The sequence below is a fragment of the Bradyrhizobium sp. Mp19 genome (assembly GCF_029952935.1).
In the GTDB taxonomy this organism is placed as follows: domain Bacteria; phylum Pseudomonadota; class Alphaproteobacteria; order Rhizobiales; family Xanthobacteraceae; genus Bradyrhizobium; species Bradyrhizobium elkanii.
On the sequence record NZ_JASAUT010000003.1, the window covers coordinates 111,451 to 134,397 of the forward strand.

The 22,947-nt window shown below is 65.3% G+C and carries 23 protein-coding genes; 16 read left to right on the forward strand and 7 right to left on the reverse strand.

Annotated elements, in window-relative coordinates; genetic code table 11:
- Positions 1-5 precede the first annotated feature (5 nt).
- Genes QJT82_RS05530 through QJT82_RS05560 form a run of 7 tightly spaced genes read left to right on the forward strand, consistent with a single transcriptional unit; the run spans position 6 to position 5,941 of the window.
- Positions 6-971 carry an ABC transporter substrate-binding protein gene (locus tag QJT82_RS05530; protein WP_028338559.1) on the forward strand — a complete coding sequence of 322 codons (966 nt, stop codon included), beginning with the start codon at positions 6-8 and terminating at the stop codon, positions 969-971.
- 1 nt (position 972) lies between these two features.
- Entirely contained in the window at positions 973-1,728 is a 756-nt protein-coding gene (locus tag QJT82_RS05535) for an ABC transporter permease (protein ID WP_028338558.1), read from the forward strand.
- Positions 1,707-2,513 (forward strand): ABC transporter ATP-binding protein, encoded by an 807-nt coding sequence (locus QJT82_RS05540; protein WP_051447701.1) that lies wholly within the window; start codon positions 1,707-1,709, stop codon positions 2,511-2,513. The genes QJT82_RS05535 and QJT82_RS05540 overlap by 22 nt, the downstream gene beginning before the upstream one ends.
- Positions 2,514-2,520: 7 nt before the next feature.
- Positions 2,521-3,321 (forward strand): ABC transporter permease, encoded by an 801-nt coding sequence (locus QJT82_RS05545; RefSeq protein ID WP_028338556.1) that lies wholly within the window; start codon positions 2,521-2,523, stop codon positions 3,319-3,321.
- Positions 3,322-3,333: 12 nt separating this feature from the next.
- Positions 3,334-3,999, forward strand: coding sequence for a polysaccharide deacetylase family protein (locus tag QJT82_RS05550; RefSeq protein WP_028338555.1), 666 nt, complete (start codon positions 3,334-3,336; stop codon positions 3,997-3,999).
- On the forward strand, positions 3,996-4,865 hold the full coding sequence (locus QJT82_RS05555; protein WP_028338554.1) for a fumarylacetoacetate hydrolase family protein: 870 nt from the start codon (positions 3,996-3,998) through the stop codon (positions 4,863-4,865). The genes QJT82_RS05550 and QJT82_RS05555 overlap by 4 nt, the downstream gene beginning before the upstream one ends.
- Before the next feature lie 32 nt (positions 4,866-4,897).
- A complete protein-coding gene (locus tag QJT82_RS05560) occupies positions 4,898-5,941 on the forward strand; it encodes a cobalamin-independent methionine synthase II family protein (RefSeq protein WP_028338553.1) in 1,044 nt (347 codons plus the stop codon).
- Between the two features lie 98 nt (positions 5,942-6,039).
- Here the strand turns inward: QJT82_RS05560 and QJT82_RS05565 are convergent, their stop codons facing one another.
- Positions 6,040-7,296 carry an acyl-CoA dehydrogenase family protein gene (locus tag QJT82_RS05565; RefSeq protein ID WP_028338552.1) on the reverse strand — a complete coding sequence of 419 codons (1,257 nt, stop codon included), beginning with the start codon at positions 7,294-7,296 and terminating at the stop codon, positions 6,040-6,042.
- 189 nt (positions 7,297-7,485) lie between these two features.
- On the opposite strand from QJT82_RS05565, the gene QJT82_RS05570 reads away from it, so the two are divergent.
- Entirely contained in the window at positions 7,486-8,415 is a 930-nt protein-coding gene (locus QJT82_RS05570; protein WP_196238114.1) for a helix-turn-helix domain-containing protein, read from the forward strand.
- A 32-nt stretch (positions 8,416-8,447) separates the two neighbouring features.
- Here QJT82_RS05570 and QJT82_RS05575 read toward each other — a convergent pair whose 3' ends face one another.
- From QJT82_RS05575 to QJT82_RS05590, 4 genes are all read right to left on the reverse strand, one after another.
- Positions 8,448-9,437, reverse strand: a complete 990-nt coding sequence (locus tag QJT82_RS05575; protein WP_028338550.1) for a DUF2778 domain-containing protein — start codon at positions 9,435-9,437, stop codon at positions 8,448-8,450.
- 261 nt (positions 9,438-9,698) lie between these two features.
- Positions 9,699-12,065, reverse strand: a complete 2,367-nt coding sequence (locus QJT82_RS05580) for an EAL domain-containing protein (protein ID WP_028338549.1) — start codon at positions 12,063-12,065, stop codon at positions 9,699-9,701.
- Between the two features lie 367 nt (positions 12,066-12,432).
- Complete coding sequence (locus QJT82_RS05585; RefSeq protein WP_028338548.1) at positions 12,433-12,843, reverse strand: DOPA 4,5-dioxygenase family protein; 411 nt, start codon at positions 12,841-12,843, stop codon at positions 12,433-12,435.
- Between the two features lie 23 nt (positions 12,844-12,866).
- Positions 12,867-13,487, reverse strand: a complete 621-nt coding sequence (locus QJT82_RS05590; RefSeq protein WP_028338547.1) for a class I SAM-dependent methyltransferase — start codon at positions 13,485-13,487, stop codon at positions 12,867-12,869.
- A gap of 185 nt (positions 13,488-13,672) precedes the next feature.
- On the opposite strand from QJT82_RS05590, the gene QJT82_RS05595 reads away from it, so the two are divergent.
- The 7 genes from QJT82_RS05595 to QJT82_RS05620 all read left to right on the forward strand — a co-directional run bounded on the left by QJT82_RS05595 (position 13,673) and on the right by QJT82_RS05620 (position 19,882).
- Entirely contained in the window at positions 13,673-14,377 is a 705-nt protein-coding gene (locus QJT82_RS05595; RefSeq protein ID WP_028338546.1) for a hypothetical protein, read from the forward strand.
- 131 nt (positions 14,378-14,508) lie between these two features.
- The gene (locus QJT82_RS05600) at positions 14,509-15,147 is read left to right on the forward strand and encodes an aminoacyl--tRNA ligase-related protein (protein ID WP_080686628.1); all 639 of its coding nucleotides are present in this window, start codon (positions 14,509-14,511) and stop codon (positions 15,145-15,147) included.
- A 16-nt stretch (positions 15,148-15,163) separates the two neighbouring features.
- A complete protein-coding gene (locus QJT82_RS45595; RefSeq protein WP_338139891.1) occupies positions 15,164-15,346 on the forward strand; it encodes a hypothetical protein in 183 nt (60 codons plus the stop codon).
- Positions 15,347-15,590: 244 nt separating this feature from the next.
- Positions 15,591-16,631 carry a 2-keto-3-deoxygluconate permease gene (locus QJT82_RS05605; RefSeq protein WP_051447700.1) on the forward strand — a complete coding sequence of 347 codons (1,041 nt, stop codon included), beginning with the start codon at positions 15,591-15,593 and terminating at the stop codon, positions 16,629-16,631.
- Positions 16,632-16,660: 29 nt separating this feature from the next.
- Positions 16,661-17,968, forward strand: coding sequence for a four-carbon acid sugar kinase family protein (locus tag QJT82_RS05610; protein ID WP_080686627.1), 1,308 nt, complete (start codon positions 16,661-16,663; stop codon positions 17,966-17,968).
- Positions 17,965-18,963 carry a 4-hydroxythreonine-4-phosphate dehydrogenase PdxA gene (gene pdxA, locus QJT82_RS05615; RefSeq protein ID WP_028338542.1) on the forward strand — a complete coding sequence of 333 codons (999 nt, stop codon included), beginning with the start codon at positions 17,965-17,967 and terminating at the stop codon, positions 18,961-18,963. The genes QJT82_RS05610 and pdxA overlap by 4 nt, the downstream gene beginning before the upstream one ends.
- Positions 18,964-19,114: 151 nt before the next feature.
- The gene (locus QJT82_RS05620) at positions 19,115-19,882 is read left to right on the forward strand and encodes a DeoR/GlpR family DNA-binding transcription regulator (RefSeq protein WP_051447698.1); all 768 of its coding nucleotides are present in this window, start codon (positions 19,115-19,117) and stop codon (positions 19,880-19,882) included.
- A gap of 145 nt (positions 19,883-20,027) precedes the next feature.
- On the opposite strand, the gene QJT82_RS05625 is transcribed toward QJT82_RS05620, so the two are convergent.
- Positions 20,028-20,681, reverse strand: coding sequence for a PilZ domain-containing protein (locus tag QJT82_RS05625; protein ID WP_028338540.1), 654 nt, complete (start codon positions 20,679-20,681; stop codon positions 20,028-20,030).
- Between the two features lie 375 nt (positions 20,682-21,056).
- Here QJT82_RS05625 and QJT82_RS05630 point away from each other — a divergent pair, with 375 nt between their 5' ends.
- Entirely contained in the window at positions 21,057-21,869 is an 813-nt protein-coding gene (locus QJT82_RS05630; RefSeq protein WP_028338539.1) for an enoyl-CoA hydratase, read from the forward strand.
- Between the two features lie 277 nt (positions 21,870-22,146).
- Here QJT82_RS05630 and QJT82_RS05635 read toward each other — a convergent pair whose 3' ends face one another.
- On the reverse strand, positions 22,147-22,929 hold the full coding sequence (locus tag QJT82_RS05635) for an SDR family oxidoreductase (protein WP_028338538.1): 783 nt from the start codon (positions 22,927-22,929) through the stop codon (positions 22,147-22,149).
- Between the last annotated feature and the right edge of the window lie 18 nt (positions 22,930-22,947).

The window sequence follows — 22,947 nt, forward strand, 5'->3', positions numbered from 1 at the left end:
GAACCATGAACATCACGCGCCGCTGTGCGCTGGCAACCCTGATCGCCACCACCTTGCTGGCCGGCCCCGCCTTCGCGGCGGACACGATCCGCGTCGGCTTGCCCACCAAGACCTATTGGCCGACCACGATCGCCGAGACCGCCGTGCGGCAAAAGCTGTTCGAGAAGGAAGGCATCAAGGCCGAGCTGACGATCTATCGCAGCGGCGCCGAGACCTTCGAGGGCATGGCCGCGGGAGCAGCCGACATCATCCTCGATCCGCCGTCGCTGGTGTCCGCCGGCCGCAAGAAGGGCGTGATGTCGCGGATCGTCGCCAATGCCGCGATGGGCAATTTCGGCTGGCAGTTGATGGTGCCGGCCAAATCGACGCTCGAGGTCAAGGATCTCAACGGCAAGAAGGTCGGGATCACCGCAGCAGGGTCCGGTTCGGACCTGCTGGCGCTGTGGACCATCCAGGACAGGAAGATCGACTTCACCCGCGTGCCGGTCGGCGGCGGCGGCCTGGTGCCGAACCTGCTCGCCGGTAATGTCGACGCCGCCGTGGTCTATTCGCCGCTCAGCTTCCAGGTCGCCAAGTCGGGCGAGGCGAAGACCATCCTCGACTACGCGACCGCGGCGCCACCAAACCTCACCGCAGGCTGGATCGTGCTCGACAAGTTCGCCGAGGCCAAGCCGGAGGTGGTCCAGAAGGCCGTCAATGCGCTCTATGGCGCGCTGCAATTCATGCGCGCCAACCGCGACGTCACCGTGAAGCTGATCGCCGACCTCTACGAGATGCCGGCCGAGATCGCCGCGATGGAATATGACAACACCATCATGAAGCTGGAGACCGACGGCAACATGGGCGCGGCCAATGTGCCGGCAGCGGTGCAGCTGTCGCTCGATCTGGCCAAGCTTGGCGGATTGAAGGACATCGTTCCGGTCGAGGATGTGATCTCGACCAAGTTCAAGCCGGTTCCGACCAAGCCGTAACATGCAGGCTACTCTGACCATCAAGCTCGCGCGGGTCGCGATCGTGGTCGCGATCTTCGCGCTGTGGGAGATGCTGTCGCGGGCCGGGCTCGTCAATCCGCGCCTGTTGCCGTCGGCATCGGACACGCTCGTGACGCTCGGCGACCTCCTGCAACGATCGAGCGTCCGGACCGACCTTCTGGTGACCGCGACCGAGGTGCTGACCGCCTTCGCGCTGGCGGTGCCGATGGGGGCACTGATCGGGTTCCTGATCGCGGAGAACCGCTATTTTGCCGATGTCGCAAAGCCGCTGCTGTTCTTCGCCTTCAGCATCCCGAAATCGATCTTCCTGCCGATGTTCATCCTGGTGTTCGGCGTCGGTTTCGCCCAGAAGGTCGGCTTCGGCTTCTTCTCGACCATCTTCATCGTGATCATGTCGACCACGACGGCGGTGGAATCGGTCAAGGTCGAGCACCTGACGGTGGCCCGCTCCTATGGCGCCACGCGCACGCAGACCGCGTTCCGCGTCTATCTGCCGAGCATGCTGCCGGTGCTGCTGGAAGCGCTGCGGATCTCGATGATCTTCAACCTCACCGGCGTGATCCTCGCCGAGATGTACGCCTCGCGCGACGGCATCGGCCACCAGATCGCGACCTGGGGCGAGAATTTCCAGATGAAGCAGCTGCTCGCCGGCGTCGTGATGGTCGCCGCGATCGCCATGACCTTCAATGAACTGATCAGATGGGTGGAAACACGATGCAGCCATTGGCGAACGTGACACCGTTGAAGCCTGCCTCGCGCGCCGGCGCGATCGAGGTCAGGAATGTCGGCCAGGTGTTCCGGACGAAGTCCCAGGACGTCGTCGCGCTGGAAGACGTCTCGCTCGACATCAAGCCGGGGCGCTTCGTCGTGCTGGTCGGCCCGAGCGGCTGCGGCAAGTCCACGCTGCTGATGATGATGGCCGGGCTGCGCGCGCAGACCTCGGGCACCATCACCATCAACGGCGCGCCGATCCCGCAGCCCGACCCGAACCGCGTCGGCGTCGTGTTTCAGGAAGCGAGCCTGTTTCCGTGGCTGACCGCCGAAGACAATGTCGAGTTTCCGCTGGCGCTGCGCGGCGTCGCCAAGGCGGAGCGCCGGGCCAAGGCGGAGGACGCGCTCAAGCTGGTCGGCCTCGAAGGCTTCGGCAAACGCCACCCGCACGAACTGTCGGGCGGCATGAAGCAGCGCGTCTCGATCGCCCGCGGCCTGGTGCAGGATCCGCCGGTGCTGTTGATGGACGAGCCGTTCGCCGCGCTCGACGAGCAGACCCGGATGACGATGGGCGACGAGCTGCTGCGCATCTGGGCCGCGACCGGCAAGACGGTCGTGTTCGTCACCCACAGCCTGACCGAGGCGGTCTACCTCGCCGACGAGGTGATCGTGATGTCGCCGCGGCCCGGCCGCATCGTCGACCAGCTGCAGGTCAGTTTGCCGCGGCCGCGGACCTACGAGATGCTGAGCGGCGACGCCTTCGGCGCGCTGCGCGACCGCATCTGGCGGCACATCCGTAAATCGGCGTGAGATGATGATGAGCGCGAAAGCACTTCGCTATTCGATTGTCATCAGCCTGATCGTGCTGTGGGAGCTGCTGCCGCGCACCGGGCTGATCCCCGAATTGTTCCTGCCGTCGCTGTCGTCCACGCTGCTCGCCGGCTGGAACGAGGCCGCCGAATATGGCCACGCGCTTGCGGTGACGCTCTACGAGGTCGCGGTCTCGATGGCGTTCGCCTGCGGCGGCGGCATCCTGCTCGGCGCCATCGTCGGCAGCCTGCCGCGCCCGCGTCTTCTGATCATGCCGATGGTCTCGAGCCTCTATGCGGTCCCGCTCGTGATCCTCTATCCCGTGTTCACGGTGTGGCTCGGCATCGGTTCGGAGTCCAAGATCGCCTTCGCCTCGATCTACGGCTTCCTGCCGACCATGCTGGCGACCGCCGCCGGGATCCAGACCATCGACCCGCAACTCTTGCTCGCCGCCCGCAGCATGGGCGCGACGCTGAGCCAGCGGCTGGTCCGCGTCATCATCCCCGCGGCGATCCCGACCGTGCTGTCGGGCCTGCGGGTCGGCGGCGCGCTCGTCATCGTCGGCGTCGTGGTCTCGGAGATGCTGATCTCCTCGACCGGGATCGGCTACCTGATCTCGCGCTACCGCACCATTCTCGACAGCCCGCACGTGTTCGTCGGCGTGCTGCTGGTGTTGTTCATGGCGATTGCCTTCAACACCGCGATCCGCTGGGTCGAGCGCAAGGCCGCGATCTGGCAGACCGGCACGCGCGCCGGCCAGAGCGCCGCCGACGAGGTCGGTTCCGGCGCGATGCAGCCGGCGACGTAAGGGGATCGCGACGTGTTCGACCTCACCTTGACGTTCGACAACGGACCCGAGCCCGATGTCACCCCGCTTGTGCTCGGCATCCTCGGCGAGCGCGGCATCAAGACCACGTTCTTCGTGATCGGCGAGAAGCTCGCCGACCCCGCGCGCCGCCGCCTCGCTGCCCGCGCGCGTGACGAAGGCCACTGGATCGGCAATCACACCTATACGCACAGCACACCGCTCGGCGAGCAGCCCGGCGCTGACACGGCACAGCAGGAGATCGGCCGGACCGAGGCCGCGATCGGCGAGCTCGCCCATCCCAACCGCTGGTTCCGGCCGTTCGGCGGCGGCGGCAATCTGGACGATCGGCTGCTGAAGCCATCGGTGGTCGATTATCTCGTGCACAACAAGCACAGCTGCGTGCTCTGGAACGCGATCCCGCACGACTGGGACGATCCCGACGGCTGGACCGATCGCGCACTCGAACAATGCCGCGCGCAGCCATGGACGCTATTGGTGCTGCATGACCTGCCGACCGGCGCGATGGCGCATCTCGATCGGTTCCTCGATCGCGCCGCGGCGATCGGCGCCCGCTTCCGTCAGGACTTTCCGCCGCCATGCGTGCCGATCCGCAACGGCGCGATCGCGCTTCCCATCCAGGCCTATGTTTCCTCCATCGAAGAGAGTGAGAGACCATGAAGATCGCAAGTTTCAAGGCGGCGGGTACCGCGAGCTACGGCATCGTGACCGATGCGGGCGTGATCGACGCCGGCAAGCGGCTGAAGGCGTACCCGACGCTGAAGGCGCTGCTGACGACGGGCTCGCTGGATGAACTGAAGAAGCTGCAGGGCGAGCGCGCCGATCACGCGCTCAGGGATGTCGAGTTGCTGCCGACCGTGCCCGATCCCGACAAGATCTTCTGCATCGGCGTCAACTATGCGACGCATCTCGCCGAGAGCGGCCATCCGACGCCGCCGCACCCGATGATCTTCACCCGCTTCGCCAACAGCCAGGTCGGCGCCGGCCAGCCGATGATCCGGCCGCTGGAATCCGAGCGCTTCGACTATGAAGGCGAAATGGCCGTCATCATCGGCAAGGGCGGTCGCCGCATCTCGCGCGAGGCCGCGCTCGGCCATGTCGCGGGCTATGCTTGCTACAATGACGGCAGCATCCGCGATTGGCAGCGTCACACCTCGCAATTCGCGCCGGGCAAGAATTTCGTCGGCACCGGCGGCTTCGGCCCGTGGATGGTGACGACCGACGAGCTCCCCGATATCAGCAAGCAGCACATCGCAACCCGCCTCAATGGCGTCGAGGTGCAGACCGCGCCGATCTCGGACCTCGTGTTCGACGTCGCGACCCTGATCGCCTATTGCTCGACCTTCACCGAGCTGGTGCCGGGCGACGTCATCGTCACCGGCACCACCGGCGGGGTCGGCGCCTACCGCACGCCGCCGTTGTGGATGAAGGATGGCGACGTCGTCGAGGTCGAGGTTACCGGCATCGGCGTGCTGCGCAATCCCGTGAAAGACGAAACCGCGGCAAGCGCAACGCGCGCGGCTTGATCTCACCACACAACGACAAGAAGGAGGACATCATGAACCTGCCCAGGCATCTGCTGCCGACCACCGTCGTCGGCAGCTATCCGCAGCCGGAATGGCTGGTCGATCGCGCGATGCTGTCGAAGTCGGTGCCGCGCACCCGCATGCACGCGATGTGGCGCCTGCCGGCCGAGCATCTGGAAGAGGCGCAGGACGACGCGACCGTTGTGGCGATCCGGGACATGGAGCGCGCCGGCATCGACATCGTGACCGATGGCGAAATCCGCCGCGAGAGCTACTCCAACCGGTTCGCCACCGCCCTCGAGGGCGTCGATGCCGACAATCCCGCAATGATCACGGCGCGCACCGGCAATACGCAGACGCCGGTGCCGCGCGTGGTCGGTCCGGTGAAGCGCAAGGGACCGGTCGAGCTGCACGACATGCAATTCCTGCGCAGGAACACCGACCGCGCCGCCAAGATCACCCTGCCCGGCCCGTTCACGATGAGCCAGCAGGCCAGGAACGAGTTCTACAAGGACGACGAGGAACTCGCGATGGCCTTCGCCGAGGCCGTCAATGCCGAAGCCCGCGATCTCGAGAAGGCCGGCGCCGACGTCATCCAGCTCGACGAACCCTGGGTGCGCAACAATCCGGATCTTGCCAAACGCTATGCGGTGAAGGCGATCAATCGCGCGCTGCAAGGCATCACCATCCCGACCGTGGTGCATCTCTGCTTCGGCTATGCGGCGGTGGTGCCGGGCTCGACCAAGCCGGCCGGCTATTCGTTCCTTGCCGAGCTCGACGACACCATCGCCGATCAGATTTCGATCGAGGCGGCACAGCCGAAGCTCGATCTCGGCGTGCTCAGGGATCTCTCCTCGAAGAAGATCATGCTCGGCGTGCTCGACCTCGGCAATCCCGAGATCGAACCTGCCGCCGTCGTCGCCGATCGCATTCGCAACGGCCTGAAGCATGTGCCGGCGGAACGGCTGGTGGTCGCGCCGGACTGCGGCATGAAATACATGCCGCGGCACGTTGCGTTCGGAAAACTGAAGGCGATGTGCGACGCCGCCGCGACGGTCAGGAAAGAGATCGGCTAGAGCGTTTTCGAGCGAAGTGGATACCGGTTCGCGTGAAGAAAACGCGTCAAAACAAGAATCTAGAGCCCCGTTCCGATTCCATCGGAACGGGAAAAGCTCTAGGCCGCACCCGACGCGGTCAGCGGGTCGTAACCCGGGCTCTTCAGGAGCGCATGAAGCTGGCGGCGGCGCACACCCATGTTGCCGCCGTCGAACAGGGGATAGGCCATCGCGTCCTGGAGCAGGCCGGCGAGCGGACATTGGTGATCGTAGCTCTCGATGCCGACCACACGCATCAGATCGGTGATCACTTTCACCGCGGTCTCCGATCCGAACACCTTGGCGTGCAGTGCGAGCTCGAAGGCACCGGGCGCATTGCTGTCCATGGCGTGACAGGCCTTCCAGCTCAAATAGCGTGCCGCCTCGATCGCCATCTTGGCATCGGCGAGCGCGTAGCCGACCGCCTGGTGCTCGATGATCGGCGCCGCGCCGCCGCGATGCTCGGTCCGGGCGAAGTTCAGCGCATAGTCGAACGCGGCGCGCATCAGCGCGACGCCGAACACGCCGACCAGCGCGGCGGTGCCGGCAAAACTCATCTCCACCAGTTCGAGCCCGCCGCCGGCGCGGCCGAGGACATTGTCCCTGGCCGTCCGCACCTGCTCCAGCCGAAAGCGCGGCGTCAGATGGGCGCGATGGCCCATCAGGTCGGCGGCGCGTTCGAGCACGATGCCCTTGATGCCGCCGGCGGACCGCGGCACCGCGATCACGGAGATCGCGCTGTCGGGCGCAGCCGTGGGATCGGTGCGACAGACCACGCAGATCAGGTCGGCGCCGTTGCCGTCCCAGCCGGTCGCGCTCGACACCCATTGCTTGGCGCCGGTGATGACCCATTCCTCCCCGTCGAGGCGCGCTGCTGTCCGCAAGCCGGTTCCCGGCATCGGCGAGGCAAAGTTCGCGCTGCCGCCCGGCTCGCTGAAGGCGAAGGCGGCAAGCGGCGTGCCGGCACGCTCGAGGAACGGTGCGATGAATGTCCTCTGCTGCGCCGGCGAGCCCGCCAGCATCACCGGCATCAGGCCGAGCAGCGAGCCGAACAGCGTCAGCGAGACGTTGACATCGACGGCCTGAAACTCCTCGGCGACGACGGCCATGTCGAACACACCGGTGCCCTCGCCGCCGAGCGGCGCAGGGATCATCCGGCGCAGGAAACCGGCCTTGACCACCTGTTCGTAGAACGGCCTGGTCGCCGCAAAGCGCTCCGCGGGCGTGGCGAGATGGCGGGTTGCGTCGGCGACGCCTGAAAGCACGGTCCGCGCGAAGCTCCGGGCGGACATCTGCAGCTCGCGTTGTTCTGCGGTCAGGGTGAAATCGATCGGCATGGTCGTCTCTCCTCCAGCGGGTCGAATGTCCGAAGGTGAGGCGCCGGGCCGCCGAAGTCATTGACGCCCCGTCCACGCCGGTTTGGCAAAATGTCTGCCTGACTGGCACGGCAATTGATTGTAAGCTCGTCGCCGGCTTCCGTCTTGGCAGGCAAACTTCGGCACGCGAACATGGGCGCTTCCTGGAATATGCACGATGTCGCACCGGCAGACCGCTTCGCCTATTGGCGCGAAGCGGTGCTGCAGACCTATCTGCCGCTCGAGCCGGAGAAGATCTCGGCCGGAGATTTCGACGGCGCGATCACCAGCATCGGCAGCCCCGCGCTGCCGTTGTCGCGGGTGCAGTCCGTGCCCAACGCCATCCACCGTACGCGGAAGGGAATCGGCAGCTTCCAGGACGGATCGTTCTTCGCCAATCTGCAGATCACGGGCGACGCCGTGGTCGAGCAGCATGGGCAAAAGACGCTGGCGCGGCCCGGCGACATCGTGCTGCTCGACACCAACGAGCCCTTCGCGATGCGGTTCGAGCAGGGCTGCGACCTGATCTGCGCCACGATTCCCGGCGCGCGGCTGCGGCGGCATCTGCAGCAAATGTCCGGCCGGCCGCCGAACGTCATCGCCGGACGCGGCGCGGGCCGTCTCGCCTCCGCCTATCTCGGCGCGCTGCGCGATATCCCCGACGATTTCGCGCTGGTCGACGACCTCGCCGCAAGCCAGCTCGAGGGCCTGCTGGTGCGGGCGACCACCATCGGCGCGCCGACGATCGGATCGACGTCACCGCGCGAGGCGATGCTGCGGCAAATCCAGACCTTCATCCTGGACGAACTGCACAATCCGCAAATGTCCGCGAAATACATCTGCCGGCACCTGAACATTTCGCGCAGCCATTTGTTTGCCGTGCTCGCCGATGCCGGAACGACCCTCGCGGCGCATGTCCGCGATGCGCGGCTCCGCCACAGCCTCAACCAGCTTCGCGACCCCCGATTGACCGATCTTCCGATCGGCGAGATCGCGCTGCGCGTGGGATTCAAGAGCCACGAGAGTTTTGCCCGCGCGTTCCGCCGCGCCTATGGCGCAGCGCCCGGCGCGTTTCGCGCCGGAGGCGAGGAGACGCATTGAAGCTTGACGGACTGAAGGCGCCGGCGGTCGGCTTACGAGTTCGACGCCGCGCGGGTCGAGGCCGACTGGACATCCTTGATGTTGATGACGACGGCGATGCGCTTGACCGTGCCGCTGCGGTAGGCCTGCAGGAACTTGTCGTAGTGCTTGACCGAGATGCAGCCGTTGGAGTCGCCGTTCGGCCCGAGCATGTAGCTGTGGACCAGCAGGCCGACGCGCCCGAAGGTGTCGCTGCCGTCGACCGGGGTCATGCGCAGCGCGGGCACGCCGTGGAACAGCTTCTCGCGCGGCTTCATCTCATAGATGCCGGGCGGCGTCGCACCGGCGTTGCGGGCAGTCACATGCGCGGGATCGTCGAGCAGATTGCCGAGGCCTGAATGCGCCTCGAACTTGGTACCGTCGGGCATGTACACGATGCGGCCGGTGATGTCGTAGACGGCCGTGGTGTTGTCATAACCGAGCTTGCCGAGATCGGGGCTCGGACCGGACAACAATCCGTCATTCGGATCGAGCGAGGCCAGCTGCATCTTGCCCGGCATCATGTCGGCAATCTTCTGCAGGAATGTCCGGTTGTCGCCCTGCTGCACCGGCGCCTGTGGCGGCGGCGGCTGATCGTTACGTGCAAGCAGATTGGCCTCGGCCGGCCGCGACCGCGGCATCGGCACGGTGGACGTCGTCGCCGTGGTCGTGGCAGCGACGGACGCCGTCGCCGACTGGCTGGTCGGCAGTTCGGTCTGCGTGTCGCGCAGCTGGCCGGCCAGCGCGTCCTCGATCTGGCCGAACTCGGAATTGAAATCGCCGCGGCTCGAACGGAACCCGCGGCGCAGTGGATAATAGAGTGAGGCCGAATTGATCGTGGAGCGAGAGCCGAAGCGATCGTCGAAGTTCAGCGAGGCGGTGGTGTTGGCGAGCGCCGGACCGTGAAGCCATGCGGTGGGGTCGATGCCGACCATCCAGGCGGCAAGGCCAGACGACAGGGCAAGCGCGCTCACGGCAAACGCCGTGCTGCCCACCAGAGACATGCCGCGGCTCGACTTACGCCGGGCAGGTTTCGTCGTTCGTTGACCCATCAATCCCCAAGTTCGGTGCTCTGGGGCCTGTTACCCGGCCCACCGGGATTCACCGATCACTCATCATATCAGGGAATTAGAGTAAGGCATAATCGAGACGAAGCGGACAACGAGAGGTTTTTTAAACGTTTTTCGGATGGAAAGTGTCAGAGAATCAGCCTCGGGCGGGCTGAATTGACCGAAAAGGTCCCGATTCGGGACGATTTCGGCGGCTCAGGCGATCTTTTCTTCCCAGAGGGTGAGCACCGGGACCGGCTTCCCGATGGCGTAACCCTGGGCGTAGTCGACCCCGATCTGGCGCAGCTCGTCCAGGATCGCGAGGTTCTCGACGAATTCCGCGACCACCTGCTTCTGCATGATCTTCGCGGTCTTGGTGATCATCTCGACCATCGCCCGATCGACCTTGCTGTTCAGGATCTCCTTCACGAACGAACCGTCGATCTTGATGATGTCGACCGGCAGGTACTTCAGATAGGCGATCGAGGACATGCCGGTGCCGAAATCGTCGAGCGAGAAGCTGCAGCCGATCTCGCGCAGCCGCGCGATGAACTTCTGCGCCTCGTCGAGGTTCGAGATTGCGCTGGTCTCGGTGATCTCGAAACACACCGATGCCGGCGAAACGTCAAGCTGTGCGAACAGCTCGGAGACGAAGTCGACGAAGTCGCTGTCGCCGATGGTGGCGCCGGACAGGTTGATGGCGTAGTTGGCAATCTTGCGCGGCTGGTGCTTGCGCTCGGCGATGATCTCGAAGGCGCGGCGAACCACCCAGCGGTCGATCAGCGGCATCAACCCGTAGCGTTCGGCGGCGGGCAGGAAACTGCCGGGCGGCACCAGCGCGCCGCTCTCGTCGCGCAAGCGCAGCAAGAGCTCGCGCCGGTCGTTGCCTTTCAGCGCGCCGTTCACCGGGCGGATCTCCTGCTCGTAGAGGCAGAAGCGCTCCTCGTCCAATCCCTTGCGAATGCGATTGACCCAGCTCATCTCGGCAACGCGCACGGCCATGCCGGTGTCGGACGGACGGTGCTCCTGGACGCGGTTGCGTCCCTTGTCCTTGGCAAGGAAACAGGCGACGTCGGCAAGCCGCAATGCGTCCTGCACGCCGGCGCTGTCGGCCAGCCCGACCAGGCCGATGCTCGTGCTGATCCGGAAGCTCGACCCCTCATAAACGAAGTTCGACTGCTCGATCACCGCCCTGATCCGCTCCGCAACGTCGGCAGCGACGTCATGCGTCGCGGAGCCGTCGTCACGCAGCAGAATGCCGAACTCGTCGCCGCCAAGACGCGCGACAAGGCCGCTGCCGCCGACTTCGGCCGCGAGCAGCCTCGCCACCTGCTTCAGCAACCGGTCGCCCGCCATGTGGCCGCAGGTGTCGTTGACGATCTTGAACTGATCGAGATCGATCAGCATCAGGTCGGCGCCCATGGCCGGCGAGCCCAACATCGCCTTGTGCAGTTCGAACTCGAACTGCCGCCGGTTGGCAAGGCCGGTGAGCGCGTCATGCGAGGCAGCCCACGCCAATTCCTCGACCAGCCGCCGCTCGGCGGTCATGTCGTGAATGATCATGACACGGCCCGCCGGTTCTCCGGCATGCACGATCGGGGTCTCGACCACCGAGACCGGCACGCTGGAATGGTCCGGCCGCACCAGGAGCTGCGGCCGGCTGTCGTCGTCGGCGTCGAACGATCCGCGCACCGGCTGCTCGGCAATGTTGAACAGCGACGCCAGCGGCCGTCCCGTCACCTCCTGCCCTGCCGCGATGAGCCGCTGCGCGGCGGCATTCATGTAGTCGACCCGATCGCCCTGCGTCGTCACGATGACGGCATCGCCGATCGACGCCAGCGTGAGCTGGGCGCGCTCCTTCTCGACCGCGAGCGCGGTCTCGGCAAGCCAGCGCCGCCACAGCATCCGCCTCGTGTGGATCAGCACGATGCCGGCAAGGCAGGCCGCGATCACGAGGTTGACCAGCAGCAGCAGCGCGGAGACCTGACGTGACGCCTTGCCCAGATGATCGGAGAAATCGACGGCGAGCGTGCTCAGCGCGGCATCCACCGCACCGATCCGTTCGGCCCAGTGCCTGATGGTCGCAGCCGACGGATCGCGCAGCGCGACGTCGTTCGCGGCCTCGTTCCGGATTTCAATCAGCTGATCGAGCAACACATCCGAATTGCGCCATGCCGTCACCGCGCCGGCCACGTGGTGCATCTTGCGGAAATATTTGAACAGCCAGATCAGGCCGCCGATGTCGTCATCATGATTGCCTGCCCTGGCGAAGCCGGCCCTCGCCACGGCGTCATTGTTGCCAGGCGATTCCAGGGCGAGCCGCGCCGTACGATCGGCCAGCGGCACCGCGATCGCGGCATCGAACTTCTGCAGATAGAGCGGCGCGCCGGTGCTGACATAGGTCTGCAGGTAGTGAATGGCATCCTTCTGTCCCTTCGACCACATGCTTTCGCCAGCCACATAGGCCCTCACCGCGGACATCACCTGCAGGCTGCCGGCAGACAGGGCGCCCAGCAGCAGCACGATGGCCAGCAGAGGTCCAACCACCCGCCACAGTGCCCAGCTTCGAAACGAAAAGAACATGCCGAATGCGCCCGACCCTCAAATTTATCGGGTAAGCGTAGGAACCGTGACTTAACCTCACGTTGCAAAACGCGATGAGTTTGAAACGACTCGGCTGCAGCACAATTGCGTCAAACTTTACCCATCCCGGACAACCCCAGGGCAATCGCATATGGAAAGAAATCTGTCGGGCAACGTCCTCGCGGCCATCCTTCGAGACGCCCGCCTTCGGCGGGCTCCTCAGGATGAGGGTCTTGTTTTGCGGCAAAACAGTAGACCCTCATGGTGAGGAGCGCCGCTTGCGGCGCGTCTCGAACCACGAGGCCGAGTTACCTCCGCAGCCGCCGAAGGGTCATATGCGATTGCCCTACGGACAACCCGGAGGCGCTCAGGGACGCAGTGTCGGCGACGTGTTCGGCGCCGGCGCCTGCTCCATCTCGGCCTCTTCGGGCAGCTTGTCGGCGTGGACGGCGAGCGGCGTGCCGATCCAGAGCGGATCGTCGTGGTGGTCGCGGCGCGGATTGGTGGTGTTGGGATGGACCAGGATGCTCAGGCTGCCATGGTTCAGCATCAGCCACGGCACCAAGGTCGGGAACAACTCGGCCGCAAACGCCACCTGATACATCGCCTGATCGTGCGGGCCAACCTTGACGTCGTGCCAGCGCCCGAGCGTGACCAGGAAACGCTCGCCGATCCAGTTGCGCAGCCGTTCCGCCTCGCCCCGGCTGGTCGCGGGGTCGTAATAGACATGGGCGTGATAGCTCGCGATCTCGCCGATCGTCCGTGGCGCGTCCGTCATCTCATCTCTCCCTCCGCGGCCGGTCACTTGCGCCGCAGCACACTGAACTGGAACGGCTGCGTCGCGCCCCAGGGCGTGACGTGCCGATGCGGCTCGTCGGCGATCAACTCGAATGCCGGACCGATGGTCCTGCTGAGCGTTGGGGGATCATAGCGCTGCACCGGCAGGCCGCTGCACTTCTCCGGGCCATCCAGCGCGAAGGTGCCGATCACGGCGTGCCCGCCTGCTTTCACGCCGCGATGCAGCCGGTCGAGATAGGCCGCGCGGTCTGGTTCCTCGACCAGGAAGTGAAACGCCGCGCGATCGTGCCAGATGTCGAAGGCCTGCTGCGGCCGCCAGACCGTTGCGTCACCTACGATCCAGTGCACCGCGTCACCTGCTGCGCCGATCCGCTCCCGCGCGCTCGCCAGCGCCGCTTCGGAGAGATCGAGCAGGGTCACATCATGAAAGCCGCTCGCCAGCAGCGCATCGACAAGTCGCGAAGCTCCGCTGCCGATGTCGACGATCGAGGCGTCGCGGCCCGGTGCGATCGATTCGATCAGGCGCAGCGATGGCTGCGGATCGGCCTGCGACCAGCTCACCTGCTGCTCGCTCTTGGTCAGATAGACGGTCTGCCAATGCGATTGGCGATCAGAAGCGGTCATGGCGATAGGTCCCGAAAGCGGCAACAACCTGCGTTGCGCGCCATTAACCATCAGCTAGGCGCGGCGGTCTCTCGCGTCAACCGGCAGCCGCGGGCACGCACGGCGGCGCAGCAGCAAATGCCGCATTTGCTTCGCCGCATTTTCCAACTAACCTGATGGCCGGGTTGAGATCAGGGCGTCCGGGGATGGCCAATTTCGGCTGGACACGCGGCAACAAGCCTGCACAAGCGGAGGACGCCGCCAGCGATTTGCGCGGCCTCAGCGATCCGGCGGCGTTTCTCGCCGCGCTCGACAAGGTGGTCCCGCGCTATCTCGATCTCGCCGACAATGGCGTGCTGGTCTATCCGGCCTGCAAACGCAAGTCCGGCGATCTGCTCGGCGACATCAGCGCGATCTGGGAGCACACGCGGCTCGAGGCGATGCGCTATGTCCCGATGGTGCCGCGGCAGGACATCTCGCTGCTGGTCGATCCGGCCCGCCAGGCGGAGATGATCGATGCTTTCCTGCGCCAGCGCGCGCACGACAAGACCGTCGTCGATTTCACCGGCACCGCGATCGAAGACTACGGGATCGCGATCTACGCCGGCCTGAACTGGCTGAACCATTGCGGCGCCCTCGTGGGTGCCGATCCGCAAAAGTTTTCCGGCACGTTGCGGAGCTTCCGCAGGGTCATGGTGGTCGCCCAACAGTGGTGGGCGATCGACGGCGCGGCCGAGCGCTGCCGGCAGCTGCTGGAAGCGCGCGAACGGCCACCGCTGGTGTTCTTCCTGATGTGGGCCGAATGCACCAATTTGGCGCGCGAGATCGCGATCGCGGCGGCCGGTAGCGCGGCGACGGAAGACAGTATCGCGCGCATGCGCGCGGCCGATGATCCGGAGCAGCTGACGTAATGCGCGAATCTGACGCGCGGCCGCAGACTAGGGTGCGTGCTCATAAATCCTGTCCGCGTTCGAGACTTAAAGCGGACTCGCGGCCCTTTTAACCCAACTGCGACATTCGCCACGGTTCGGTCCACGGCAGCATGCGGACGCGCGCCTTCGAGCAAGACGACGCCCATGTGTTCTGCCGCGAGCCGGACGTGGAGAACGATGTCGCTTGCTTCATCGCCTTGCTGGGCGAGGTCTACCGAGACCTCGGTTTTCCCCAACTACGAGGTGGCGCTGGCCACGCGGCCGGCGGCGCGCGCCGGCGACGACGCGACCTGGGATTGGTCAGAGGCGAAGCTCGGCGATGCCGCGCGGCAATGCGGCCTCGTGTCTCAATCAATCCCGGCGAAGGCGCGTTCTACGGACCGAAGCTGGAATTCGCGCTGCGCGACCGGCTGGGACGATCCTGGCAGTGCGGCACGGTGCAGTTCGACTGCGTGCTGCCGCAGCGGCTCGAGGCGTCCTACGTCGCCCCCGACGGCAGCCGAGCCAGGCCGCTGATGAACCATCACGCCATCTTCGGATCGCTCGGCCGCATGATTGCGATCCTGTTCGAGCAACATGGCGGCGTGCTTCCGTTCTGGCTGTCGCCGGACCAGGTTGCGGTTGCGCCGATCTCGAAAGACCAGGCCGGATACGGCGCACAGGTGCTGGCGGCGTTCGAGGATGCCGGGATCCGAGCCGTTGCCTATGACAGCGCCGGCCCTTTCGCGGCGCGTCGCGGTGGCGCGTGAAATGGCGGTGCCGGTGATGGCCATCGTCGGCGGGTGTGAGATGAGGGACGTCCGGGTAAGCCTGCGCGAGCGCGACGACTTACAGGCCGACGTTCCGCTGGCCGAGGCGGTGTCCCGCCTGCAGGCGAGGGCCCGGCCGGGCACCCTCGCGGCCGAAGCATGCGACGGTCGGGGCTTCGGTGGGTGTTGCCCCGAGTAAGCGTTTCGAGCATCTGCGCGATGAGCACCATGCCCAACCTCTCATGACCCAATGCCCTGGCATTCTCCCGCGAGCAAAATCAATCGCATCTGACGGAGCGAATGATCGAGTCTGTTTTGCGCAAAATGCGCAATGTGTCTTGAATACTGCGCGATATGAGCATATACGCGCCTGGAGTTTGCTCGTTTTTATAGCAAAACGCGCAAAATGATCAGAAGTGCGCGGTGTGCGGAGGACAACAGAAATGCAGGTTCCAATTAAGCGGGCGATCGAGAGCGTGCCGGGCGGGATGATGGTGGTCCCTCTGTTGGTCGGGGCGCTTATTGCCACCTTCTTTCCCGATACCCCGAAGTTTTTTGGCTCCTTCACCGGCGCACTGTTCTCTGGCGCGCTGACAATTCTCGCCGTGTTCTACGTTTGCATGGGCGCGAGCATCGACTTCCGCGCGACCCCCTACATTGTGAAGAAGGGCGGCACCCTGCTGATCGTGAAGGTTGGCGTGGCCGTTGTCCTCGGCCTGATCTTCGGCCGCATTTTGGGAGAGACGCCGGTCGCAGCTGGCATGTTCGCGGGTGTCTCGACGCTCGCGATCGTCGCCGCCATGAACGATACCAATGGCGGTCTCTATATGGCGTTGATGGGCCAATATGGACGTCCGCGTGACGTCGGCGCCTATACCGTCATGTCGCTGGAGAGCGGTCCTTTCCTCACCATGATCACTTTGGGCGTCGCCGGCCTCTCGGCATTTCCATGGCAGACCCTCGTGGGCGCTATCCTGCCTCTGGTGGTGGGTATGATCATCGGCAATCTCGACAGAGAGATGCGCGACTTCCTGAGCCGCGCGGTGCCTGTGATGATCCCGTTCTTCGCCTTCGCGCTCGGCGCCGGCCTCGATCTGTCGAAGGTTTGGCAGGCCGGCCTGCTCGGCCTCGGCATGGGAGTGGCCGTGGTGGTTGTGACCGGCATCCCGCTGTTCGTCGCCGATCGCATCACTGGCGGGAATGGTGTCGCGGGTGTTGCGGCGGCCTCGACGGCCGGTAACGCGGCGGCCGTCCCGGCGATTGTCGCCGCGGCGAATCCAGCCTATGCGGACGCGGCGCGGCCTGCGACTATCCTCGTCGCGGCATGCGTCGTGGTTACCGCAATCCTCGTGCCGATCGTCACCGCCTGGACAGCCCGCGTTGTTGGTCGCGACGTCGAGGAGCCTGCAGAAGAGAACAACGTGGCTTCTGCCGGCAAGGTGACCCCCGCGGCGCGCTCGGTTGTCACAGAGGCAATTCACTGAGGCAAAGTCACTGAAGCAGGTCGCTGAAGATGGCCCCTAAAGCGTTTTCGAGCGAAGTGGATACCGGTTCGCGTCAAGAAAACGCGTCAAGCCAAAGCTGGCTGATCGTCGCTGACGATCTCACCGGTGCCGCGGACTGTGCGATCGCCTTCGGCAGAAGGGGGCGTGCGGCTGCGGTGACGTGGGGTGAGGTGACCGACGCGTCGGGCTACCAGCTGCCCGTCCTGGCCTACGATGTCGCGAGTCGAGGCCTTTCGGCCGGGGCCGCTGCAGCCCGCCATGCCGATGTGCTGGCGCGCCTTTGCGAAGGCGGACGTATTCTTTTCAAGAAGATTGACTCGACGCTGCGGGGGCAACCTGCAGCGGAGACTGCCGCCGCGCTTGCGCATCTCAAGTCACGGTCGGGTCCGGCCTTTGGCGTATTCGCGCCGGCCTTTCCGGCCACCGGCCGCACCACCATCGACGGGCGTATCCTGGTCAGAGGCCGCCCCCTCGAGGAGGCCGAGGTCTGGCACCGCGACCACACCTACCCGAATGCCGATCTTGTCGACGTTCTCGCGACCGCGGGCGTTCGCGGTGAGAAGGTCAAGCTCGCTGCCGTGCGTGGTGGCGATCTCAAAGCCACGTTCGCGAGGCTCGCCTGGGAGGGCGACGTGGTCGCGGCCTGCGACGCCGAGACTGAACACGATCTGCGTTTGATCGCGGAGGCGAGCCTGCATGCATCGCCCGCAACCTTCTTCATCGGCAGCGCCGGCCTCGCGCACGCGCTGGCCGGCCTCGAAGTCAGCCATGCCGTCGAGCCGCTGCGCATTCCGACGAGCGCATCCGGCACCCTGATCGTGGTGGGCTCGCTCGCCGGCGCATCTCGCGCCGCCGCGCGCGAGCTGGAGGCGACCGGCACCGTGGCGCATTTCCCGGTCGCGCCGGAGACGCTGCTCAACGATCGTGCCGGCCGGGCGGCGCTCGCCGCGGACGTGATGAAACGACTTGCCGGCGGCGGCGATACACTGGTTGAGATCATGATGGATGATCACCCCGACATGTCGCTCGGCCCGCAGCTCGCCAAGGGGCTCGCCGACGCTCTTGAGGCCGTCGCACCCGCGATCGGCGCCTTCGCTGCGACCGGCGGCGAAACCGCCGCGGCGATGCTGTCGCGCTTCGGCGTCAACGGCATCCGTCTTGCCGACGAAATCGAGCCGGGCGTGTCGCTCGGCCTTACTCTTGGCCGATTGTCTGTTCCGATCGCCACCAAAGCGGGAGCGTTCGGTGACGAGAACAGCCTCATCCGCATCAGCGAGCGGCTTCGCGCCGTCCGAACCAGAGGAAGTTTCATATGACTCGTCCGATCATTGCGATCACCATGGGAGATCCGGCCGGTATCGGGCCCGAGGTGATCATGAAGGCGCTGGCGCAGCCTCAGGTGCAGGCGATCTGCAATGCGCTGGTGATCGGCGACTCCAACCGTCTGCGCAAGGCCGGTCAGATCGTCGGCGTACCGCTTGAGGTCGATGCGTTGAACGACGCGAAGCAGGCGAATTTTGCGTCGAAGGCCGTGCAGTGCGTTGACCTGAAGCTGGTGCCGGACGATCTGCCGTTCGGCAAGGTGTCGGCGACGGCAGGTGAGGCGGCATATCGCTATATCGAGAAAGCCGTGCAGGTGGTGCAGGCAGGGCTCGCGCAAGGCATCTGCACCGCGCCGCTTTCCAAGGAAGCGCTGCATGCGGCCGGCCACAAATATCCCGGCCATACCGAGCTCCTGGCGCATCTGACCGGCACGCCGGAAGTATCGATGATGCTGGTGTCGCCGAAACTCCGCGTCATTCACGTGACCACGCATATCGGCCTGCTCGATGCGATCGAGAAGATCGAGCCCGGCCTCGTCGAGCGTGTCATCGCACGCGGACATGACGTGCTGGTGCGCGCCGGCGTTGCCAATCCGAAGATCGGCGTCTGCGCCATCAATCCGCATGCCGGCGAGAACGGGTTGTTCGGTCGCGGCGAGGAAGCCGCGAAGATCGCGCCGGCTGTGGAAGCCTGTCAGCGCAAGGGCTGGGACGTGCACGGCCCCTTGCCTGCCGACACGCTGTTCTTCCTGGCCGGCCGCGGCGACTACGACATGGTGGTCGCGATGTATCACGATCAGGGCCATGGACCCATCAAGGTGCTGGGGCTGGAAGCCGGTGTGAACATCACTGTTGGTCTGCCGGTGATCCGCACCTCGGTCGATCACGGGACCGCCTTCGACATCGCGGGCAAGGGCATCGCCGACGAGCGCAGCCTGATCGAGGCGCTGCGGCAGGCGGTCGATCTCGCGCCGAAGAAGGCGGCTTGAGGGGGCTGCGCGGGCTTCTCAGGATGAGGAGCGAGATGCGCGTTAAGCGCTGACATTGCGCGGCCGATGCATCGTGGTATCCATCGGCCGTGCCGCGAAGCCGATACGGTCGAGCTCGGCTGACGGCAATGAATGCGGGGGCTGAGGTTCAATGTCGATGCGCAGCAAGGAGCGTCACGCTCGTCTGTTGGAAGCACTGAACGCGGGAGAGATCGATGTCGACGATCTCGCGCGGCGCTTCGACGTCTCCGCTTCCACCGTGCGGCGCGACTTGCAGCATCTTTCCAAGAACAATGCCGTGCGCCGCACCTATGGCGGCGCCATTCTCACCGCCCACGCGAACGAGACGACGCTCGAGCAGCGCCTCGCGGTTCAGGGCAAACAGAAGCAGGCGATCGCGCGCGCGGCGATCGATCTGATCGAGGACAGCGACACGCTGATTCTCGATGCCGGCTCGACGGTCGCAGCCTTCGGCCGACTGCTGCAGCATCGGCGGCTGCGCATCATCACCAACAATCTTGCGCTGCTGCCCTGCTTCGCCAAGGCTCCGAGCATAGAGCTTGTGGTGCTGGGCGGCGCGCTGCGCACCACCAGCATGAGCACCATGGGGCCGCTCGCCAATGAGGCGCTGCGGCGCATGACCGCGGACCGCGCCGTCATGAGCGCCGACGGCGTGGTGAATGGCCGTGGCCTGTGCGAAGCGGATCTTGAACAGGTCGCACTGAAGTCGCTGATGATGCAGCAGTCGAAGGAAGTCATCGTTCTCGCCGACGCCAGCAAGCTCGGCCGCGCCGAACAGATGGCCTGGGCGCCGCTGCCGCCGCGCTGGACTCTGGTGACTGATGTCGGCGCATCTGAGGAGCAGTGCAAGCGTCTCGCCGATGCGGGAGCGCGCGTGATCGTTGCCGGCGTTCGCTGAGCCGGCATCGCAATTTTTCGCGTGATCGGAGAAAAATATCGACCGAGGCGGGGTTGCGGTAAGGAATCGCTGAACTGGGGCGCAATGCCGTCAACTTGAATCGCCATATGCTAGGTGGCGATCACCAGATTTGTGAGTACTCGCCCTAGGCAACGGAGTCCGCGTCGGCAGACAGCAGCTGTAGCTCCTTGGACTTGCGCGCGATGAGGCGGCCGAGATCGCCCTGCTTGTAGGTCTCGACGAACTTGATGGCGAAGCCGTTCGGCAGATGCCGGACCACGCGGCCGACGCAGGCGCCGATCGCAAGCGGCATGCCGACCGGCGGCTGCGCCTCGGAGGAGACCGCCGCGCCGGACAGCGACATGTCGATGATGAAGCAGCTCTGCATGGTGCCGTCCGCCAGCGTCAACATGGCATGCGGCGCGACCGGAACGAAACGCGGGTTGTTGCGCGCCTCGCGGATGCTCGGATCCTTTTGCTTCTTCTCGATCCAGGTCAGCTTGTCGGCGAACTTCTCACGCATGGCATGCGTCATCTCGAGCTCGAGCAGGAAGCTGCCGCTCATGGTTTCGGTGATGCAGCCGTCGAACTTGCCGAACTCCTCGAAATACGAAGTCAGCCGGTCGCCGACCTTGCCGACGACGGGCACGTCCACGATCATCCGGAACGGCGAAACGCGCGTGGTGCGGCAAGCGAAGGTGCGCAATTTACCCTGCGCATCGTACCAGTTCGGCAACGTGTAGCTGCCGTTGACGGTGATCTTCACCGCGCGTTGCTTGAGAAACTTTTCGACGGACACGACTGAACCTCGCCCGAGGCGATGTGAGTGCACGGAGGGCTGGATTGACTGGCTTCACTGCCGGTCTGGTGGTGGGGACGTTCGCTACCGACGCGGTGGCAGCGGGGAGCTGCGGCACGTATCCCAGCGCGTGGCGGATTGGTGGCGCGCAGGTGCGTACAGCCATACCGTCGAAAAACTAGGAAAAAGTTAAACCGGGACGGAGCGCGGGCGGCGCACTCTATGGCGCAACCGTTTCGCGGCGGTTTATTTTGCGAGCCGTACAACTACCGGGAGAGTTGTCGTCCGGCAATGCAATCGCGCCGTGCTCCAAACCGCCTGCCTCGGCTGTCGGACAGGTGCTAGCCTTCGCCGAAATCAGACCGGACCCCTCATATGCCAAACATGTCGAACAAATCGCTTGCCGACGGCAAGATCCTGCAGGACGTCGTCGACGGCGTCGGCGTCATCACCTTCAACAATCCCGACAAGCGCAATGCGATGTCGCTGGAGATGTGGGAGGGGCTCGGCGAGGCGCTGACGGCGTTGCGCGACGATCCGGCTGTCCGCGTCGTGATCCTGGTCGGCGCTGGCGACAAGGCCTTCGTATCGGGCGCCGATATCAGCCAGTTCGAGAAGACCAGGCACAACGCCGAGGCCTCCGAGGAATATTCACGGCGCAGCGCCGCCCAGCGCGCCCTGCTCGCCGACTATCCGAAGCCGACCATCGCCTGCATCCGCGGCTTCTGCCTTGGCGGCGGCATGCAGGTCGCGATGCTGACCGATATCCGCATCTCCGGCGCCAGCGGCCAGTTCGGCATTCCCGCCGCCAAGCTCGGCATCGCCTATGGCTATGACGGGCTGCGCCATCTGGTGTCGCTGGTCGGCCCGTCCTGGGCGCGGCTGATCATGTATACGGGCATGCGGATCGACTCCACTGAGGCGCTGCGGATCGGCCTCGTCGATCGCGTGCTGCCGGACGCCGAGCTCTGGGACGCGACCATGGAGATCGCGCGCACCATTTCGGGTAACGCGCCGCTGGCGATCAAGGCCGCCAAGATCACCATTGCGCAGGTGCTGAAGGATCCCGCCGATCGCGACATGGCCGCGATCAAGCAGATCGGCATCGAATGCATGGACAGCGCGGACTTCCGCGAAGGCCGCAGCGCGTTCATGGAGAAGCGCAAGCCGCAGTTCAAGGGCCGGTAGCGGCGTCCTCATCCTCACCTGTCATCGTCCGGTTCAACCGGGCGATCCAGGACGCCGCGGCCCATCGGCCCAAGCATGACCGCCTCTGGAATACTGGATCACCCGCATGCGCGGGTGACGACACCGGGTGGCTATTGCCAGATTTCTGTATAATCGAATAATATCGCCGATTTGCCCGACTTGTCAAGGTGCCCGGTCGAACGCCGGCCGCCGCCGGCTACTTTGCATGGGGTTGTTTTCGATATTTTGGCAATGTGCTCGCGATTGAACCTGCCCCCTACTTCTTCTCGCTGACCGGCACCGTGTAGTTCAGGATCAATCGACCGCCGTCGGGATAGATGGTCTGGCCGGTGATATAGGAGGCATCGTCGCTGGCCAGGAATGCCACGACGGCGGCGACCTCGCTCGGCTCGCCGCAACGGCCGGCCGGCGTGCGCGACAGCACGCTGCGCCGCGCATCCTCGGACGAGAAGATCGCCGTCGCCACCATCTCGGTCAGGATCGTGCCGGGTCCGACCGCCACGACGCGAATGCCGTGCGGCGCCAGCGCCACGGCGGCGACCGATGTGAGCTGCTTCATCGCGCCCTTCGACATCGCATAGGTCGCGAGCGAGGGGATCGCGAGCAGCGCGTTGACCGAGGACATGTTGACGACGACGCCGCCACCGCCCTGCGCGATCATCTGGCGCGCCGCAGCCTGAACCCCGAAGAACGCGCCCTTGAGGTTGATCCCCATGACGTCGTCGAATTCGGCCTCGCTGATGTCGAGCAAGTCGCGATTGCGCGCGACGCCGGCATTGTTGACCATGACGTCGAGCCGGCCGAACTCCTTCACCGCGGTCGCGACGATGCGGTCGACATCGGCGCGCTTGCTGACGTCGGCCTCGACCGCCCGCAACTGATCGATATGTCCGAGTTCCTGGGCGGTGTGGACAAGCCCCGCAGCGTCGACATCCGAGATGACAACCCTGGCGCCGTCGGACAGGAAGCGCGCCGCGCAGGCCTTGCCGATGCCGCGTGCCGCTCCGGTGATGGCGACGACCTTGCCGGAATTCTTCATGGGAGTGCCTCCAGAACA

Bases quoted from the DNA above. Each gene is read 5' to 3' on its own strand.
- QJT82_RS05575 (WP_028338550.1), bottom strand. From the start codon at position 9,437: ATGTCTCTGGTGGGCAGCACGGCGTTTGCCGTGAGCGCGCTTGCCCTG.
- QJT82_RS05595 (WP_028338546.1), top strand. From the start codon at position 13,673: ATGGCCAATTTCGGCTGGACACGCGGCAACAAGCCTGCACAAGCGGAG.
- QJT82_RS05635 (WP_028338538.1), bottom strand. From the start codon at position 22,929: ATGAAGAATTCCGGCAAGGTCGTCGCCATCACCGGAGCGGCACGCGGC.
- QJT82_RS05565 (WP_028338552.1), bottom strand. From the start codon at position 7,296: ATGCCGATCGATTTCACCCTGACCGCAGAACAACGCGAGCTGCAGATG.
- QJT82_RS45595 (WP_338139891.1), top strand. From the start codon at position 15,164: ATGGCCATCGTCGGCGGGTGTGAGATGAGGGACGTCCGGGTAAGCCTG.
- QJT82_RS05620 (WP_051447698.1), top strand. From the start codon at position 19,115: ATGTCGATGCGCAGCAAGGAGCGTCACGCTCGTCTGTTGGAAGCACTG.
- QJT82_RS05535 (WP_028338558.1), top strand. From the start codon at position 973: ATGCAGGCTACTCTGACCATCAAGCTCGCGCGGGTCGCGATCGTGGTC.
- QJT82_RS05540 (WP_051447701.1), top strand. From the start codon at position 1,707: ATGCAGCCATTGGCGAACGTGACACCGTTGAAGCCTGCCTCGCGCGCC.
- QJT82_RS05605 (WP_051447700.1), top strand. From the start codon at position 15,591: ATGCAGGTTCCAATTAAGCGGGCGATCGAGAGCGTGCCGGGCGGGATG.
- pdxA (WP_028338542.1), top strand. From the start codon at position 17,965: ATGACTCGTCCGATCATTGCGATCACCATGGGAGATCCGGCCGGTATC.
- QJT82_RS05590 (WP_028338547.1), bottom strand. From the start codon at position 13,487: ATGACCGCTTCTGATCGCCAATCGCATTGGCAGACCGTCTATCTGACC.
- QJT82_RS05630 (WP_028338539.1), top strand. From the start codon at position 21,057: ATGCCAAACATGTCGAACAAATCGCTTGCCGACGGCAAGATCCTGCAG.
- QJT82_RS05545 (WP_028338556.1), top strand. From the start codon at position 2,521: ATGAGCGCGAAAGCACTTCGCTATTCGATTGTCATCAGCCTGATCGTG.
- QJT82_RS05585 (WP_028338548.1), bottom strand. From the start codon at position 12,843: ATGACGGACGCGCCACGGACGATCGGCGAGATCGCGAGCTATCACGCC.
- QJT82_RS05610 (WP_080686627.1), top strand. From the start codon at position 16,661: ATGGCCCCTAAAGCGTTTTCGAGCGAAGTGGATACCGGTTCGCGTCAA.
- QJT82_RS05580 (WP_028338549.1), bottom strand. From the start codon at position 12,065: ATGTTCTTTTCGTTTCGAAGCTGGGCACTGTGGCGGGTGGTTGGACCT.
- QJT82_RS05570 (WP_196238114.1), top strand. From the start codon at position 7,486: ATGCACGATGTCGCACCGGCAGACCGCTTCGCCTATTGGCGCGAAGCG.
- QJT82_RS05600 (WP_080686628.1), top strand. From the start codon at position 14,509: ATGCGGACGCGCGCCTTCGAGCAAGACGACGCCCATGTGTTCTGCCGC.
- QJT82_RS05555 (WP_028338554.1), top strand. From the start codon at position 3,996: ATGAAGATCGCAAGTTTCAAGGCGGCGGGTACCGCGAGCTACGGCATC.
- QJT82_RS05530 (WP_028338559.1), top strand. From the start codon at position 6: ATGAACATCACGCGCCGCTGTGCGCTGGCAACCCTGATCGCCACCACC.
- QJT82_RS05560 (WP_028338553.1), top strand. From the start codon at position 4,898: ATGAACCTGCCCAGGCATCTGCTGCCGACCACCGTCGTCGGCAGCTAT.